This is a genomic window from Dactylosporangium sp. NPDC051087 (assembly GCF_055586325.1).
On the sequence record NZ_JBVJIJ010000068.1, the window covers coordinates 1 to 16,228 of the forward strand.

17 protein-coding genes are annotated in these 16,228 nt (G+C 72.7%); 14 read left to right on the forward strand and 3 right to left on the reverse strand.

From position 1 onward, the window contains the following. Positions 1–408 precede the first annotated feature (408 nt). The gene (locus ACZ6TV_RS54325; protein ID WP_465309462.1) at positions 409–1,311 is read right to left on the reverse strand and encodes an ADP-ribosylglycohydrolase family protein; all 903 of its coding nucleotides are present in this window, start codon (positions 1,309–1,311) and stop codon (positions 409–411) included. 39 nt (positions 1,312–1,350) lie between these two features. On the opposite strand from ACZ6TV_RS54325, the gene ACZ6TV_RS54330 reads away from it, so the two are divergent. After that, the gene (locus ACZ6TV_RS54330; RefSeq protein WP_465309464.1) at positions 1,351–2,067 is read left to right on the forward strand and encodes a class I SAM-dependent methyltransferase; all 717 of its coding nucleotides are present in this window, start codon (positions 1,351–1,353) and stop codon (positions 2,065–2,067) included. A gap of 347 nt (positions 2,068–2,414) precedes the next feature. On the opposite strand, the gene ACZ6TV_RS54335 is transcribed toward ACZ6TV_RS54330, so the two are convergent. Next, entirely contained in the window at positions 2,415–4,478 is a 2,064-nt protein-coding gene (locus ACZ6TV_RS54335) for an Hsp70 family protein (RefSeq protein WP_465309466.1), read from the reverse strand. A 103-nt stretch (positions 4,479–4,581) separates the two neighbouring features. Here ACZ6TV_RS54335 and ACZ6TV_RS54340 point away from each other — a divergent pair, with 103 nt between their 5' ends. From ACZ6TV_RS54340 to ACZ6TV_RS54395, 12 genes are all read left to right on the forward strand, one after another. After that, on the forward strand, positions 4,582–4,905 hold the full coding sequence (locus ACZ6TV_RS54340; protein WP_465309468.1) for a hypothetical protein: 324 nt from the start codon (positions 4,582–4,584) through the stop codon (positions 4,903–4,905). Further along, positions 4,902–5,294, forward strand: a complete 393-nt coding sequence (locus ACZ6TV_RS54345) for a hypothetical protein (RefSeq protein WP_465309470.1) — start codon at positions 4,902–4,904, stop codon at positions 5,292–5,294. The genes ACZ6TV_RS54340 and ACZ6TV_RS54345 overlap by 4 nt, the downstream gene beginning before the upstream one ends. A gap of 10 nt (positions 5,295–5,304) precedes the next feature. Next, a complete protein-coding gene (locus ACZ6TV_RS54350) occupies positions 5,305–5,835 on the forward strand; it encodes a flavoprotein (protein WP_465309472.1) in 531 nt (176 codons plus the stop codon). Beyond that, positions 5,832–5,972, forward strand: coding sequence for a hypothetical protein (locus ACZ6TV_RS54355; RefSeq protein ID WP_465309473.1), 141 nt, complete (start codon positions 5,832–5,834; stop codon positions 5,970–5,972). Before ACZ6TV_RS54350 ends, ACZ6TV_RS54355 begins: the two co-directional genes overlap by 4 nt. Then, positions 5,966–6,730, forward strand: coding sequence for an alpha/beta fold hydrolase (locus tag ACZ6TV_RS54360; protein ID WP_465309475.1), 765 nt, complete (start codon positions 5,966–5,968; stop codon positions 6,728–6,730). Before ACZ6TV_RS54355 ends, ACZ6TV_RS54360 begins: the two co-directional genes overlap by 7 nt. A 77-nt stretch (positions 6,731–6,807) precedes the next feature. After that, positions 6,808–7,974: a serine hydrolase domain-containing protein gene (locus ACZ6TV_RS54365; RefSeq protein WP_465309477.1), complete on the forward strand. Its 1,167-nt coding sequence runs from the start codon at positions 6,808–6,810 to the stop codon at positions 7,972–7,974. Positions 7,975–8,110: 136 nt separating this feature from the next. After that, positions 8,111–8,899 carry an ABC transporter permease gene (locus ACZ6TV_RS54370; RefSeq protein WP_465309479.1) on the forward strand — a complete coding sequence of 263 codons (789 nt, stop codon included), beginning with the start codon at positions 8,111–8,113 and terminating at the stop codon, positions 8,897–8,899. A 16-nt stretch (positions 8,900–8,915) separates the two neighbouring features. After that, positions 8,916–9,947 (forward strand): taurine ABC transporter substrate-binding protein, encoded by a 1,032-nt coding sequence (locus ACZ6TV_RS54375; RefSeq protein ID WP_465309481.1) that lies wholly within the window; start codon positions 8,916–8,918, stop codon positions 9,945–9,947. After that, the gene (locus ACZ6TV_RS54380; RefSeq protein ID WP_465309483.1) at positions 9,931–10,704 is read left to right on the forward strand and encodes an ABC transporter ATP-binding protein; all 774 of its coding nucleotides are present in this window, start codon (positions 9,931–9,933) and stop codon (positions 10,702–10,704) included. The genes ACZ6TV_RS54375 and ACZ6TV_RS54380 overlap by 17 nt, the downstream gene beginning before the upstream one ends. Continuing rightward, the gene (locus ACZ6TV_RS54385) at positions 10,701–11,537 is read left to right on the forward strand and encodes a TauD/TfdA dioxygenase family protein (protein ID WP_465309485.1); all 837 of its coding nucleotides are present in this window, start codon (positions 10,701–10,703) and stop codon (positions 11,535–11,537) included. The genes ACZ6TV_RS54380 and ACZ6TV_RS54385 overlap by 4 nt, the downstream gene beginning before the upstream one ends. A 4-nt stretch (positions 11,538–11,541) precedes the next feature. Continuing rightward, the gene (locus ACZ6TV_RS54390) at positions 11,542–11,808 is read left to right on the forward strand and encodes an SCO0607 family lipoprotein (protein ID WP_465309487.1); all 267 of its coding nucleotides are present in this window, start codon (positions 11,542–11,544) and stop codon (positions 11,806–11,808) included. 49 nt (positions 11,809–11,857) lie between these two features. Beyond that, positions 11,858–12,277 (forward strand): glutaredoxin domain-containing protein, encoded by a 420-nt coding sequence (locus tag ACZ6TV_RS54395; RefSeq protein WP_465309493.1) that lies wholly within the window; start codon positions 11,858–11,860, stop codon positions 12,275–12,277. 20 nt (positions 12,278–12,297) lie between these two features. On the opposite strand, the gene ACZ6TV_RS54400 is transcribed toward ACZ6TV_RS54395, so the two are convergent. After that, positions 12,298–13,704, reverse strand: coding sequence for an outer membrane protein assembly factor BamB family protein (locus ACZ6TV_RS54400; RefSeq protein ID WP_465309489.1), 1,407 nt, complete (start codon positions 13,702–13,704; stop codon positions 12,298–12,300). A 154-nt stretch (positions 13,705–13,858) separates the two neighbouring features. Here ACZ6TV_RS54400 and ACZ6TV_RS54405 point away from each other — a divergent pair, with 154 nt between their 5' ends. Beyond that, positions 13,859–16,138, forward strand: coding sequence for a glycoside hydrolase family 43 protein (locus tag ACZ6TV_RS54405; RefSeq protein WP_465309491.1), 2,280 nt, complete (start codon positions 13,859–13,861; stop codon positions 16,136–16,138). Positions 16,139–16,228: the final 90 nt, after the last annotated feature.

The following is a 16,228-nucleotide window of genomic DNA, read 5'->3' on the forward strand; positions in this document are numbered from 1 at the left end:
GACATCCTGCTATCCCAGCATCGACGCACCTCCGCGCCCGGCAACGACGCGCTGCAAACTGATCAACCAGCCAAGATCACCAACAGCATCCGGAATTTGTGCCAGAGCCAGCATGCCGTGTCCGCTGGCAGGGTGCGTGGGTCTCTCACCTGCGGACGTGAGGGCGACGGCGTTGTCCGGCGTCCACGGTCTGGAGCGCGCCGGCTCTGTCGCGACGCGGGATCTGAGACGACGCGGACCCGAGACGACCCCGGCCCAAGGCGACGTCGACCCAAGACAAACGCCGGCCCGAGGCGGCGCGGATCTGGGACGACGCGGAGACGGGCGCGCAGCGGAGACGGGTGCGCAGCGGAGACGGGTGCGCCGCGGAGACGGTGCGCCGGGTGGCGTCGCGGCGGCGGTGGGGGGTCAGGTGGGGCCGGGGGCGGCGACCCAGTCGGGTAGTTGTTCGCGGTGGGTTAGCCAGTCGTGGGGGATGCCGGGGCGGCCCACTGCGGCGGCGACCACGCCGCCGGTGATGGCGGCTGTGGTGTCGACGTCGCCGCCGGCCTCGATGCAGGTCAGGATTGCCGCGCGGTAGTCGGTGAGGTGGGTGGCGGCGGCCCACAGGGCGAAGGGGACCGTGTCCTGGGCCAGGACCTGTGAGCCGTTGCCCAGGACGTAGGCGGCTTCGGCGGTGGTGGCGCCGAGCAGGGTGCGGGCGCGTTCGAGGCCGGTCTTCACCTTGCTGTCGACCTGGTAGGCGAGGACCGCGTCGAACAGCTCGACCGGCTCCAGCGGGGCCTCGACGAGCCTGGCCCACGCCGCTTCGGCGGCCGCGACGGCTACGGCGACCGCGCCGAGGATGCCCTCGCTGTGGGCGTGGGTGACCTCGGCGGTGCGCATCGCGTCGAGTGCGGCGCCGCGGGAGTCGCCGGCGTGGAACGCGCCGAGGGGCGCGACCCGCATCGCGGCGCCGTTGCCCATCGATCCGAGGCCGTCGAACGCGGAGCGGGCCGCGTCGCGCCAGGGGACGCCGTCGCGGATCTGGTGCAGGATGACCACTGCGCCGGCGCCGTAGCCGCGATACGGCTCATAGCGGCCGGCGAACGCGGTGGCGAGCCGGTCCCGGTCGATGCGCCCGTGGACGGCGAGCTCGTCGACGATCGAGCAGGCCATCTCGGTGTCGTCGGTCCACGGCCAGGCGCCGGGCGGCTCGGCTGCTTCGGTGATGTGGGACAGGGTCGTGCCCGGCACGAAGAACTGGGCGCCGACCGCGTCGCCGACGGACAAACCGTCGAGGCTTTCGTAACAGAGGTCGAGTGAGGTCATGTCGCGGCAATGATGCCACGAGCGTGGCATGGTTGTCCGATGCACGAAGAGGTGACCGCCGACGGCCGGCCCGTCGGCTTTTTTGCGGCCCTGCCCCACAACGGCGAGCCCGCCTTCATCCACGCCAAGGTCCCCGAGGGCGCGGCGATCCTGGACCTCAGCCGCATCGGCGGCCGCCTCGCGAACCCCCTCATCGACCTCGGCCATCCCGTGGTCGTGGTCGACGACTCGGCCGCCATGCTCGCCCAGGTGCGGGCCGGGCGGACCGTCCGGTCCGACCTCGCGACGCTCGACCTCGGCGAGCTCTTCCCTGTCGTCCTGGCCGCGGGCATGGGGGTCAACACGGCCGACGATGAGCGACGCGCGGCCCTCCTGGCCGCGTGCCGCCGGCACTGCGCCCCCACCGGTCACGTCGTCATGCAGTGGATGCCGCCGTCGTGGTTTGACAGGATGGTCCCTTTCACCGGCCGGATCGGGCAGATCGAGGCCACCTTCGCCATCGAGTCCTTCGACGGCACGGTCCTGCACGGCCACAACACCTACCGCCTGGGCGACACCGTCTGGGAATACCGCAACTCGGTCCGCCGGCTCAGCAACGCCGACATGCGCGCCGCCCTTGTCGAGGCGGGGCTGCGCTTCGACCAGCACCTGCGCGGCGGCAGGCAGTTCTTCTCCGCCTTCCCGCTGCCGCCCTGGGGCGACGAGCGACCCATTGCCCGCAGCAACGAGCACCCCCTGCCCCGCAGCGACGGATAGCGTCCCGCGGCTCCTCGCCGGGACATCCTGGCCGGCCAGGACCCGGGCGTTTCGCAGGCGGGTCAGCTTGGTCGTGTGACGGGCCGCGAGGCCGTGCCGGCGGGACTCGGCGAACTCCGCGCGGACCCGCTGCCGCTCCTCATGGCGGCGCTGCCGCTCGGCGCGGGCCGCCGCGAATCGGGTGTCCCAATCGACGGAGACCGAGCCGGAACCCGGTGCGTCCAGAGAAAAGTAGGGTCGTGACACGTGCCACCTCCCCCCGGTAGGCGCTGTTTCATCAGTTTCGGGGGTGTGCGCGGAGGCGTCCAGCGGGTCGCTGGAAGATGACGCGTGGTGAGCGCCGGGTGTCAGGCGGTGACTTTGAGGGATGCTTTGGCGGAGCGGTTGCTCTTGGTACCGGTCAGTTCGACAACGGCGGTGGTGCCCGCCTTCAGGGTGGCCGTCGGCATGGTCCACTCGACGACACCGGTGGTGGCGGATGCGGGCCTGGAGGCCTTCTGCAGGCCGTTGACCTTGATGGTGACCTGCTCGCCCTTGGTGAAGCCGGTACCGGTGACGACGACGGACGTGCCGGGCTTCACGCTGCCGGGGTCGAGCTTGACCGCCGGGCCGGCGGGCGACGCGGGAGCCGAAGAGGAAGCGGCGGCGGAAGGCGCTGTCGACGCGGGGGCGGAGGCCGTCGGGCTGCTGCCGGTCCAGCCGGCGATCTTCTCCCGGCCGGCGCTGAGCAGGCCGCGACCCCACGGCGTCAGGGCGAGCACGATGATCAGCGGCACCGCCAGAAGGCGCAGCCGCCAGAAGAACCTGGAGATCGAGAAGCGCCGCCGGGGGCGAGTGGGCGGCGGCTCGGCGGGAGGTTCGTCGCGGGTGCGGTGATCGGGTTCATCGCGGGCGTACCGCGGCATGAGCTCCTCATCACCATAAATGGCGACATTGCCCTGCATCGTGACACCCGGCCCGATGATGACCGACGGCCGCTGCGGTCGCTGCTGCTGCGGCACGACCGGCGCCGCAAACTCACCAGCCCCCTGATACGCAACAGGCGCAGGCTGATACGCCGCAGGTGCAGACTGATACGGCGCAGGTGCAGACTGGTACGGCGCAGGTTGAGGCGCCGCAGGCGCAGGCTGGTATGCCGCAGGCGCAGCAGCCGCCGGCGGCGCGGACGCCTGCGAGGCCGGAGCACCGTACACCCCGGGCGGCCCGGACGTCTGATACACAGCCGGCGGCGCCGAAGCCGGATAAACAGAAGCCTGATAACCCGAAGCAGGAAAGCCCGAAGCGGGAAAACCCGAAGACTGATGAGCCGAAGCCTGAAAACCCGGAGCCTGATGAGAAGCGGCGTTGCCCAGCAGCAGCGCCCCGAAGGCCACCGGCAGCTCAGGCTGCTCCGGCACCACCGGCGCCAGCCCGAACCGCGCATGCAACCGGCTGGCCACCAGCGGCAGCCGGCTCGACCCCCCGACCAGCAGGATCGCGTCCAGGTGCCCGGCCGGTACACCCGAACGCTGCAGCACCCGGCGGGTCTCGTCGACGGCGCGGTCGACGAGCGGACCCGCGACCCGGTCCAGCTCCTCCCGCGTCAGATGCGTCGCCTGGTCGACCCCCGGCACGTGCACCGGCGCGGACGTGGTCCTGGACAGCATCTCCTTCGCGGCGCGTACCTCCGACCAGAACGCCATCCGGTCCCGGAAGTCCGCACCCGTCCGGGGCTGCTGCAGCCGCTGCCACAGCGCCGCGTCGTGCGCCGCGATCTGCTGGCCCAGGTGCCCGACGAGGGCCGCGTCGACGTCGGTCCCGCCGAGGTCGTCGAGCCCGCCGGTGGCGAGGACGCGCAGCCCGCCGGGCGAGTCGACGGCGACGGTCACGTCGAGGGTGCCGCCGCCGAAGTCGAAGACCGCGACCGCACGCCCGGGCGCGATCCGTGAGCCGAGGACGCGCATGCAGTACGTCGCGGCGGCGACCGGCTCGTCCAGCAGCGTGACCCGGCCGAGCCCGGCGACCGCGGCGGCCTCGGACAGCACCGCGCGGCGCCGCGGGCCCCAGTCGGCGGGGCAGGTCAGGACGGTGGTGCCGCCGGACAGGACCCCGGTCTGCGCGGCCTCGGCGGCGACCCGGCGCAGGATCGCGGCGAGCAGCTGCACGACCGGCACCTCACGGTCGCCGAGCAGCATGAGGCCCTCGTCGATGTGACCCTTCGGGTTGGGCTCGTAGCGGGCCGCGTCGGTCGCCATGTGCCGCTCGGCGTCGCGCCCGACGAGCACGGTGCCGGACGCGTCGGCGAACACGGCGGACGGCAGCAGCGGGTTGCCGTCGAACAGCAGCGGGCGCGGTGTGCCGTCGCCCCGGTCGACGACCGCGACGGTGTTGGAGGTGCCGAGGTCGACGGCGAACCGCACCTGACCCTGCACCGCGCCACCCCCAGCAATCGGACCGAACGCCGAATGCTACCTAGTACGCACCTGAGTACGAACACCGATGCCCGCGCATCGCGCCCGCCGCGAGGATCACGGCATGGGGAGATACGGGGCGAGCGTGCTGGTCGGCGTGGGCTGGTTCGCGACGGTGATCGGCGCGTCGGCGTTCGGTGAGTGGTCGGTGCCGCACCGGCCGGTCGAGGCGGCGGACTGCGGGTCGTTCGGCTGCGACCTGACGCTGCTGGACGTCTGGCCCGTGCTGCTGGGCCTGGCGGGTGTACCGCTGCTGGCCGTCCTCATGGCGGTGACGGCCGGTGTGGCCAGGCTGAACATCCCGCCGGCCCTGGCGGGCACGCTGTCCGCGCTCGCCACGGTCGTGGTCGTGGCCGCGGGCGGCGCGCTGTTCGTGGCGGCACGATGAGGCGCGCCGGCCTGGGAGTCCTGTTCCACGCCGGGATGTACGGCGCGCCGTTCCTGCTCATCGTCGCCCTCATCCGCCGCACCTCGCGGCCGTGGACCCCGACCCGCGCGGCGGCGGAGGCGTTCGGGGCCACCACGGACGCGCTGTTCATCGCGTCGATGATCGCCGCCGTGGTACTGCCGGCGCTCGGCATCCTGTTCTCGAAGCTGCTGCGCGAGCCCGGCTGGGCGAAGCATTTCATCGGGGCGCTGGTCGCGGCGCCGGTGCTCTTCGTCGTCCTGTGCGCCGCCGGCTCCACGGCGAGCACCCCGCTCGTCGGCCACGTCCCGGCCGACCTGGAGACCCCGGCACCGGTGCGGGTGTGCGCCCACGACTGCCCCGGCGGCTAGGGTGCTGCGCATGCCCGTGTTGTACGTCGTGGCCTGCGGCGGGCGCCCCGCCGCCGACCTTCCCGCGTTCGTCGCCACCGCCCAGGCCGACGGGTGGACGGTCTGCGTCGTCGCGACCCCCGACGGCCTGAAGTTCCTCGACGAGCCCGCCCTGCGCGCCCAGACCGGTTTTCCGGTGCGCTCGCAGTACAAGCGACCCGACGAACCCGACGTCCTGCCACCCGCCGACGCGTTCGTGGTCGCCCCCGCCACCTTCAACACGGTCAACAAGCTCGCCGCCGGCATCAGCGACACCCTCGCCCTGGGCCTGCTCAACGAGGGCATCGGCCTGCGCCGCCCGGTCATCGCCGTCCCCACCCCCAACATCGGCCTGTCCCGCCACCCGGCCTTCGTGGCCAGCGTCCGCACGCTGCGCGAGTGGGGCGTCACCGTCCTCTTCGACCCGGCCTCGGTCCCACCCCTCGACAGCGACCCCACCACCCCGGCCCCGCCGTTCCCCTGGCCCGCCGCCACCGCGGCGCTGCGCGCCCTGCCCCGATGAGACGGCTCGTCGTGCTCGGTGTGCCGGGGTGTGGCCGGGACGCCGTGCCCGAGTTGATCGCCGCGCGGCTCGGCGTCCTGCGCGGCGTGGACGCGACCCTGGAGATCGAGAGGATCGTGGAGGAGGCGCTGTGCTGACCGACGACGGGTGCCGGCTGTGGACCGAGGTCGGCGGGGACGGGCCGCCGCTGGTGTTCGTGCACGGCGGGCCGGGGTTGTGGGACATGGCCGGCGACCTCGCGACGATGTTCGGCGGGCACTACCGGACCGTCCGGTGGGACCAGCGCGGGTGCGGGCGGTCGGAGCGGCGCGGGCCGTACACCTTGGACAGGAGCATCAGAGATCTCGACACGGTCGTCGACGGGCCCGTCACGCTGCTCGGGCACTCGTGGGGAGCGCACCTCGCGCTCGAGTACGCGTTGCGGCACCCGGGGAAGGTGCGGCGGCTGGTGTACGTCGCGGGCACCGGCATCGACGACGAGGACACCTGGAAGCCGGCCTTCCGGGAACGGGCCGGGACCCTGGCCGGGTGGGACCGGGAGTCGGTGGTGCGGCTGTGGACCGCCGAGTTCCCCGACCGGGGGCGGGCCGCCGCGCATGCCGAGGCGATGGCGACGCCGTGGTTCGACATCAACCGCGAGTGCAGCGCGACCCTCAACGCCGAGATCAAGCGGCGGCTCGAGGAGACCGACCTGGCCGCGTTGTGCCGGCGGCTGCGGGTGCCGGTGCTCATCGTCGACGGCAGCGAGGACCTGCGGCCGCGGTGGGCCGTGGACTCCCTGGCGGCGGCGCTGCCCGACGTGCGGAGGGTGACCCTGCGCGGGGCGAGCCACCTGCCGTGGGTGGAGGACCCCGAGGGGTTCTCGGGGGCGGTTCTCGGGGACCCGCGGAGGTAAACCCCGGATGCCCGTGCGGCACGACCGGCGACAGGGTGGGAAGGACAGATTTCCACCTATCGTTGGAGGTGACCGCTTTGCGCGCACTCAGTGCCGCACTGATCGCGGCCGTGCTCGTGGCCGGGCCGGCCGTGCTGCCGGCCGCGGCCGCGAACGCCGGGGAGCCGCGCCGGGAACGGTGCGAGGCCGTGGCCGCCGGGACGCCGCTGCACGGGGCCCTCGACGGGCTGCCCGACGCGGAGGCGTCCGGGGCGCTCCTGTTGCTGCACGACGCCCAGGGTTGCCGGCAGGGCACCGCCGGTGTCGCCGACGTCCACAGTGGACGGACGGTGCCGATCGACGGGCGGTTCCGGATCGGGAGCATGACGAAGACGTTCACGGCCGTCGTCGCCCTGCAGCTCGCCGCGGAGCACCGGCTCGACCTGGACCAGACCGTCCAGCACTACCTGCCGGACCTCCTGCCGGCCGGGACGGCCCCGGTCACGGTGCGGCAGGTCCTCACGTACACCAGCGGCATCAACCATGTCGAGGTGCCCAACAAGCAGACCGACTGGTTCCTGGCACACCGCTACGACCGCTGGGCGAAGGGCAGCCAGATCGACACCGCGAAGCCGCTCGCGTTCACGCCCGGCACGAAGCAGCGGTACGGCAACGTCGACTACATCGTCGCCGGGCTGCTCATCGAGAAGGTCACCGGCCGCAGCTGGGAGTCGCAGATCCAGCGGCGCATCATCGACCGGCTCGGCCTGCGCGGCACCACCGCGCCCGGCCGGGACACCGAGGTGCGCGGCCCGCACGCGCACGGCTACGAGGCGACGGACACCGGCTGGGTCGACGTGACCAGCGCCGACATGTCGCTGCAGTGGTCGGCGGCGGCGATCGTCTCGACCGCGCCGGACCTGGACCGGTTCATGGTGGCCCTGTTCAGCGGGCGGCTGGTGCCGGAGCCTCAGCTGTCGGAGATGTTCACCGTGCCGGCCGGGATCTTCCTGTACGACGGCAACGGCGACCCGTCCGACGACAAGGAGGCGGTGTACAGCGCCGGCCTGACGAAGCTGCCGGCCGGCCCGCTGACGCTGTGGGGCAAGAGCGGCGACCGGCCCGGCTACAACAACGGGATGGCGGCGACCCGGGACCTGTCCGCGCGGCTGGTCTTCTCCGTCAACACCCTGCACATGGGCGGCTCCGAGCAACCGGTCCGCTCCCAGCGGATCATCGCGGCGGCCCTGAGCGGGTTGCGCTGAGCCGCCTGCACTGAGCGGCCTGCACGGAGCGGCCTGCACGGAGCGGCTTGCGCTGACGGCTCGCACTGAGCCCGCTTGCGTTAACTCTACTTTTACGATAGGAATTGCAGCCTATAGGATCGAAGTAGGGAGCACCGTGAACGCCGAGTGGGGCCGCCGGATCGGACTGCGGATCGTCGCGGTCGCCGTGCTCGGCGTGCTGTGGCAGGTCACCGCCACGGTCATGGACAACCCGACGTTCATCCCCTCGCCGACCGCCGTGTGGCACCGGCTCGTCCAGACCTCCACCGTCCACGACGGCACCCGCGGCTACAGCGGTCACCTGCTGATCGAGCATCTCGGCGTGAGCCTGCGCCGGATCCTCATCGGCTCGGCGATCGGTGTGGCCGCGGGTCTCGTCGCCGGGGTCGTCATGGGCACCGTCGGCTGGATCCGGGTCGTCACCGAACCCGTCGTCACGTTCGTGCGGGCGCTGCCGCCCCTGGCGTACTTCAGCCTCTTCATCATCTGGTTCGGCATCGACGAGACGCCCAAGCTGTGGCTGCTGTCGATCGCCGCCCTGCCGCCCGTCGCCGTGGCGACCGCCGCCGCCGTGCACAACGCGCCCACCGCGCTGGTCGAGGCCACCCGGGCGCTGGGCGCGAACCGGTGGCAGGTCACCCGCGACGTGGTGCTGCCCAACGCGCTGCCCGAGATCTTCACCGGCATCCGGCTCGCCGTCGGCATCGCGTACTCCTCCGTCGTGGCCGCCGAGACCATCAACGGCGTCCCCGGCATCGGCGGCATGGTCCGCGACGCCCAGCGGTACTCGCAGACCGACGTCGTCGTGCTCGGCCTCTTCGCCATCGGACTGTCCGGACTGGCCATCGACGCGGTGCTGCGTCAGGCCGAGACCCGCCTCATCCCCTGGCGCGGACGCGCCTGAGACCGATAGGAAAACCGTGAAGATCAGAAGTGTCGTCGGAATCGCCGCGCTCGCGCTGTCGCTGGCAGCCTGCGGCGACGGCGCCGCCAGCGGCAACAGCAGCACCGAGCAGAAGACCATCCGGATCGCGTACCAGGCGTTCCCCAGCGGCGACCTCATCGTCAAGAACCAGGGGCTGCTGGAGAAGGCACTGCCCGACTACAAGATCACGTGGACGAAGTTCGACTCGGGCGCGAGCATCAACACCGCGTTCGTCGCCAAGAGCGTCGACATCGCCGCGATCGGCTCCAGCCCCGTCGCCCGCGGGCTCTCCGCGCCGCTGAACATCCCCTACCAGGTCGCGTTCGTCCTCGACGTCGCCGGCGACAACGAGGCCCTCGTCGCCCGCAACGGTTCGAACGTCAACAGCGTCGCGGACCTGAAGGGCAAGAAGGTCGGCACGCCGTTCGCGTCCACCGCGCACTACAGCCTCCTCGCCGCCCTGGACAAGGCCGGCGTCAAGGAGTCCGACCTGACCATCGTCGACCTGGAGCCGCAGGACATCCAGGCCGCCTGGACCCGCGGCGACCTCGACGCCGCCTACACCTGGCTGCCGTCGCTGGACGAGCTGAAGAAGACCGGCAAGGTCCTCGTCACCAGCCGCGAGCTCGCCACCGCCGGCAAGCCGACCCTCGACCTCGGGGTCGTGTCGACCGCGTTCGCCACCGCCCACCCCGACGCCGTCGACGCGTGGCGCAAGGCCCAGGCGAAGGCCCTCGACATCATCGCCGGCGACCCCGCCGCCGCGGCCGCCGCCGTCGGCAAGGAGCTCAACATCAGCGCCGAGGACGCCAAGCACCAGCTCAGCCAGGGCGTGTTCCTCAAGCCCGCCGACATCTCCAGCGGCACCTGGCTCGGCACCCCCGAGAAGGTCGGCGACCTCGCGAAGAACCTGCTCGCCGCCGCCGAGTTCCTCAAGGCGCAGAAGAAGATCGACGCCGTGCCGGACCTCGCCACGGTGGAGAAGGCCATCTACACCAAGGGTCTCCCGGGTGTCCTCCAGTCCTGAAGCGATCGCCGTACAAGGCGTCGAGCACCGGTACGGCGCCATCACCGCCGTCGGCCCGATCGACCTGCACGTGCCGACCGGCGCCTTCCTGGTGCTGGTCGGCGCGTCCGGCTGCGGCAAGAGCACGCTGCTGCGGCTGATCGCCGGGTTCGAGCGGCCCACCACCGGCACGGTCCGCACCGGCGGCGCCGTCCCCGAGCCCGGCCGCGGCGCCGGTCTGGTCTTCCAGCAACCGCGGCTGCTGCCGTGGAAGACGGTCGGCGGCAACGTCGACCTCGCGCTGCGGTATGCGGGTGTACCACCGAAGGAACGCGCCGCCCGGGTGCCGGAGCTCCTGGAACGGGTCGGCCTGCACGACGTCGCCGGGCGCCGGGTGTGGCAGATCTCCGGCGGGCAGCAGCAGCGGGTCGCGATCGCGCGGGCTCTGGCGGTACCGAATCCGCTGCTGCTCCTCGACGAACCCTTCGCGGCGCTGGACGCGCTCACCCGGGAGCGGCTGCAGGAGGACCTGCGGCAGGTGACCGCGGAGACCGGGCGGACCTGCGTGTTCGTCACCCACAGCGTCGACGAGGCCGTGTTCCTCGGCAGCCGCGTCGTCGTGCTCACCAGCCGCCCCGGCCGCATCGCCCTCGACCAGGACATCGACCTGCCCCGCACGGGCGTCGAACCCGGCGAGCTGCGCGGGCTGCCGCGGTACGCGGAGCTGCGCGCCACCATCGGCCACGCCATCCGCACCCCACAGGAGGTCGCCGCGTGAAACTCGACCGTCTCGGCCCGCACTTCGGCGCCGACGTGCACGACATCGACCTGGACCGGGCCACCGGCGACGAGCTCGCCGAGGTGCGCGCCGCGCTGGTCGAGCACAAGGTGCTGTTCTTCGCCGGGCAGCAGCTCGACGACGACGGCCAGGTGCGGCTCGGCCGGCGCCTCGGCGAGCTCACCGCGTCCCACCCGGTCGTCGGCGGCGTCGACGAGGCGCACCCCGAGGTGTATGCCCTCGACAGCGCCGACAACGGCTTCGCCGACGTGTGGCACACCGACGTCACCTTCATGCCGCGCCCGCCGCTCGGCTCGATCCTGCGGGCGGTGACCCTGCCCCCGTCCGGCGGCGACACCAACTGGGCCGACAGCCAGCTCGCCTACGAGTCGCTGTCGGCGCCCGTACGCCACCTCGCGGACCGGCTGACCGCCGTGCACGACGGCAACCGGGAGTTCGGCTACTACCTGGCGCAGCGCCGCGGCGGCAAGGGCAGCGTCTGGGACGGCGAGGTCGTCACCCGCCTCGACCCGGTGTCGCACCCGGTGGTGCGGGTTCACCCCGAGACCGGCCGCCGCGGCCTCTTCGTCAACCCCGGCTTCACCTCGCACATCGAGGGCGTCTCGGAAGCGGAGAGCCGCGGCATCCTCGACCTGCTGTACGCGCACCTGACCAGACCCGAGCACATCGTCCGGCACCGCTGGCGCCCCGGCGACGTCGCCATGTGGGACAACCGCAGCACCGCCCACTACGCCAACCGCGACTACGGCACCGCGCACCGCGTCATGCACCGCATCACACTGCGCGGCGACGTCCCGGTGGGTCCACACTGAGCAGATGCCCCGTCTGCTCACCCTCCTGCTGCTGACCGCGCTCCTCACCGCCGGCTGCTCGTTCAAGGAGCGGATCTGCGGATCCGGCGAGCACCCGGTGAAGGCCGTCGGCAACACCACCGGCCGCACCTGCGTCCCCGACGGCGACGACCCGCCCGCCGGCTACGTCCCCTACCCGTCCGGCAAGGTCCCCAGGTACATCGACGACGAGTGGGACCGCTACTGGAGCGACAAGGTCCTCGACGAGCGGGGCAACCTCGTCCAACCCTGACCACGCCGGCGTCGGGTCCTCCGCCCGGCACCGATACGGTGGCGCGGTGATGCGGGTATGGAGGACGTCGCTGCTGTTCGTGGTGCTCGCCGTCGTGATGGCGGTCGTGCTGAGCGCCGAGGGGTCGACCGGGACGGCGGTGTTCGTGGCGGGCCTGTTCACCGCGGCGGCGGTCGGATACTCGCCGCTGATCTACCCACGGCACGTGCCCGCGGCGGCGGCGCAGGCGTCGGGACGGCCGGTCGTGTACTGGCGGCCCGGCTGCCCGTTCTGCCTGCGACTGCGCCTCGCCCTGATCGGCAGGGCGGGCAACGCGGCGTGGGTGAACATCTGGCGCGACCCCGACGGCGCCGCCGCGGTGCGCGCGGTCGCCGACGGCAACGAGACCGTGCCGACCGTCGTCCTGCCCGGCGGCGCCCACGTCAACCCGTCCCCCGCCTGGCTGCGCAAGCAGCTCGCGGCGCGGTAGCAGGAGACCGGGCCGGCTCGTCAGCCCTGGTGGTAGCCGATGACCGAGCCGGCCGTCGCCACCAGGAAGTCGCTGCCGAGGCGGGTGCCGAAGGCGCGGATCGACGCGCCGCCCGGCACGCGGTCGACGGGGGCGCCGTCGAGACCGCAGGCGACGCCGAGCGTGCCGCCGGAGCGCCCGGTCTCCGGCTTGCCGTTGAAGTAGTACGGCTCGTCGTAGGTGAACTCCGACTCCGTGCCGCACCAGAACGCCGCGTCGGCGGCCGGCTTCTCGGTGCCGCCCGTGACCAGGTCGATGATCACCGGCCCGGTCCCGCCGCTGATCAGCACGCGGCCCGGACCCGCGAGGGCGGGACGGCGGTCGCCGCCGGCCAGCTCGTCCGCGGCGCCGACGGGCACCGACCAGGTGGTCTTGCCGGTCATCAGGTCGAACCCCTCGACGACGACGTCGAGGCCCGACCGGGTGCTGGTCTTCGTCGCGGCCGACCACGTCGAGGTGCCCTTGGACCGGCAGCGCACGGCGGGACCCGGCCCGTCGGGATCGTCCGGGTCGACCGAGTCGCCGAGGACGCCCGAGCACTGCAGCGAGCTGCCGCTGTCCCGCCACAGGACGGTGCCGTCGGTCTCCGACAGCGCCGCGGTCGCCGACCCTGCCGCCAGGTCCCGGGTCAGGGTCGTTTCACGGGTCCCGCTCGACGGGCCGTACACCGAGCCGATCCGGACCTTCTGCTGCGGGTACAGCCGCCAGATCCAGCCGTGGTCGGTGCTGAACCCGGCGGGGAACGCCTCGCCGAGGGGCCGCTTCCAGAGCACCTTCCCGTCCCGGACCAGCGCGAGGGTCTCCGGGTCGCGGGTGCCGAGGTCGGTGAGCCCGTCGCTGCCGATCGTCCGGGAGCCGGCCGGCTCGCCGGTGCTCTCCGCCACGTACTGCTTGTCGGTCATCCGCAGGCGGTGCGGGACGGCCTTGTCCTTGTAGCTCGTCCGGGACACGGTGCACACGTCGGTCTTGTTCGAGCACGCCTGCGGCGGGGAGACGAACAGCGCCGGGGCGGTCACCGCGAGGTCCTCGCCGGTGCGCGGGTCGGCGACGACCAGGCTGGCGAACAGGTTGCCCTTCGGGTCGGCCCGGAAATAGACGACCTTGTCGTCGACGACGGACAGCATCACCGGGATGCCGGTGACGACCTCGCCGGGCGACGCGGCCCGCTGCCACAACGTCTTGCCGGTCGCCGGGTCGAGCGCGAGCAGGGACAGCCGCCCGTTGTCCGCGACGTAGCCGACGGCGACCCCGCCCACGGCCGTGAGCTGGCCCGCGGGCTTCAGGTCGGTGCGGGTCCACGCCTGGACCAGCGGCGGCGGCGCCGGCGACTTCGCCGCGGACGGCGGGTCACCGCCGTCGCAGCCGGCCAGCAGGCCCACCGTCACCACAAGACAGATCGTGCGCCGCACATCGCCCTCCCCCGAGTTGCGACGAGGATAACAGCGCAGCGAGCGATGCGAATATGACGGCCTCTCGACGGAGAAATTCGCGCGTCATAGCGTCGCGGCACGGCTCCCGAACCCGCCATGGAGGAGACCAGCCATGCGACGCACCGCCCTGCTCTGCGCCCTGCTGACCGCCGCCGCCGGCCTCGCCCTGACCCAGACGCCGGCGGCCGCGGCGCCCGCCACCTACACGAACCCGGTCAGCGCGGGCACGGTCGACACGTTCCCGGACCCGGCGATGATCCGCGGCAAGGACGGCCTCTGGTACGCGTACGGCACCACGAACCCGATCCGGGTCAGCGCCGGCGACACCACCGAGCACATCCTGCCCGTGCTCCGCTCGCCGGACATGGTGACGTGGACCTACGCCGGCGACGTGTACCCGGTCAGCGGCAAACCGTCGTGGTGGCCCGCCGGCACCCGTCCGTGGGCGCCCGACATCAGGTACGTCGACGGCTCGTACCATCTGACCTATTCCATGTCGACGGGCGGCATCGCCCTCGTCACGGCCCCGACACCGCTCGGGCCGTGGACCGACCACGGGCGGATCGTCCCCGGCTCCGGCAGCGGCTGCCCGAGCGGCAGCATCGACCAGGCCATGTACACCGACATCGGCACCGGCGCGCACTACCTGTACTGGGGCAGCTACGACACCATCTGCGTGTCGCGGATGAACGCCACCGCCACCGCGCTCACCGGCGCCGTCACGCAGATCGCCCGCGGCCGGCGGATGGAGGGCGGGTTCGTCGTCCGCCGCGACGGCATGTACTACCTGTTCTACTCCGACGCCGGCTGCTGCGACGGCGCGTTCAGCGGCTACACCGTCAAGGTCGGCCGCGCGTCCAGCCCGCTCGGCCCGTTCACCACCCCCAGCGGCCGCAACCTGATGGACCTCACGAGCAAGGACGGCATCGTCGTGGCCGCCAACGGCAACGGCTGGGTCGGCCCCGGGCACAACGCGATCCAGACCGACCTCTCCGGCCAGGACTGGCTCGTGTACCACGCGATCCCTTCGTCCAACCCCGAGTTCGGCGCGGTGACGAACCCGTGGGGAGGCACGATCAGCAACCTGAGCCGCCGCCCGCTGATGATCGACCGGCTCGACTGGATCGACGGCTGGCCGACGGTACGGGCCGGCGCGGGCCCGTCGACCGGGGCGCAGCCGGCGCCGGTGAGCACGTGGACGGTCGGCAGCTCGTTCAACGCGGGCCTCGGCGGCTGGGCCACGACCTGGCCCCTCGCGACCGACCCCGACTCCGGCGGCCACCTGTCCACCTCGACGGCGGGCTCCTCGCTGTCGACCGGCTCGGTGAGCGGCAACCTGCGCGTGGAGGGCGACCTGCGGCTCGGCGCGGCCAACACGACCGGCGCCGTCGGTCTCGTCGTCACCCAGGCCGACGCGTCGAACCGGATCGTCGCCTGGATCAACCGCGCCCAGCAGCGCCTCGTCGTCGACGTCACCGCCGGCGGCGTCCTCACCTCGGCGAGCAGCCCGCTACCGGCGAGCTTCGACTACGACTCCTGGCACAACGTCGCCGCCGAACGCCGCGGCAACACCCTCGTCACCTGGGTCACCGCCGACCGCCTCCGCGACGCCGTGTCGACCGTGACCGTCACGCTGCCGGCCGGCGCACCCACGTCCGGCCGCATCGGCGCCGTCTCGACCGGCGGGGCCGCGGCCGCCGACAACATCGGTGCGGCGCCGCTGTACCCGCTGCCACCCGCCCGCGTGCCGAACCCGGCCCTCGGCGCGGCGCTGCCGGCCTACTCCGACGAGTTCACCACCGGCCTCACCGGCTGGACGTGGCTGCGCGCCGCCGCCGGCTCCGTCTCGGGCGGCCAGTTCGTGTGGCCGACCCAGGCCGCCGAACTCGCCGGCACCACCAACACCGCCTCCGTCCTGCTGCGCCCCGCCCCCACCGGCGACTTCGTGGTGGAGACGAAGCTGCAGTTCGACGGCACCACCGGCAACCAGCAGGCCGGCCTCATCCTCTACGAGAACGACAACCGCTTCCTCAAACTGACCCACACCGTCCTTCCCCTCGCCGGCGGCGGCGGCGGTGCGGTGCTGCACGTGACGGAGTTCGGCAAGGAGGCCGAACGCCCCGGCACCACCCCACCGACCGCGGTGACCGCCGGCCCGATGTTCGGCGGCCCGCCGTCCACCACGACGTGGCTGCGACTCGCATACCACGCCGACACCCCGAACAACGAGCACGACGTCCGCATGGCCTCCAGCACCGACGGTTTCACCTGGACCTGGGGCGGCACCTGGTCCCTGCCCCGCGCCGGCACCCTGCGCATCGGCCTGGTCTCCATGAACTCCCCAGGCGCCACCGCCCGCTTCGACTACGTCCGCACCTACGCCCTGGCCTAGGTGACTGGTGTTAAACGATGGTCTGGCCCGGAGGGCCAGACCATCGTTGTCGTCTTGCGGGGTGGGGTTCGGCGGCGGGTTGAGGTTGGG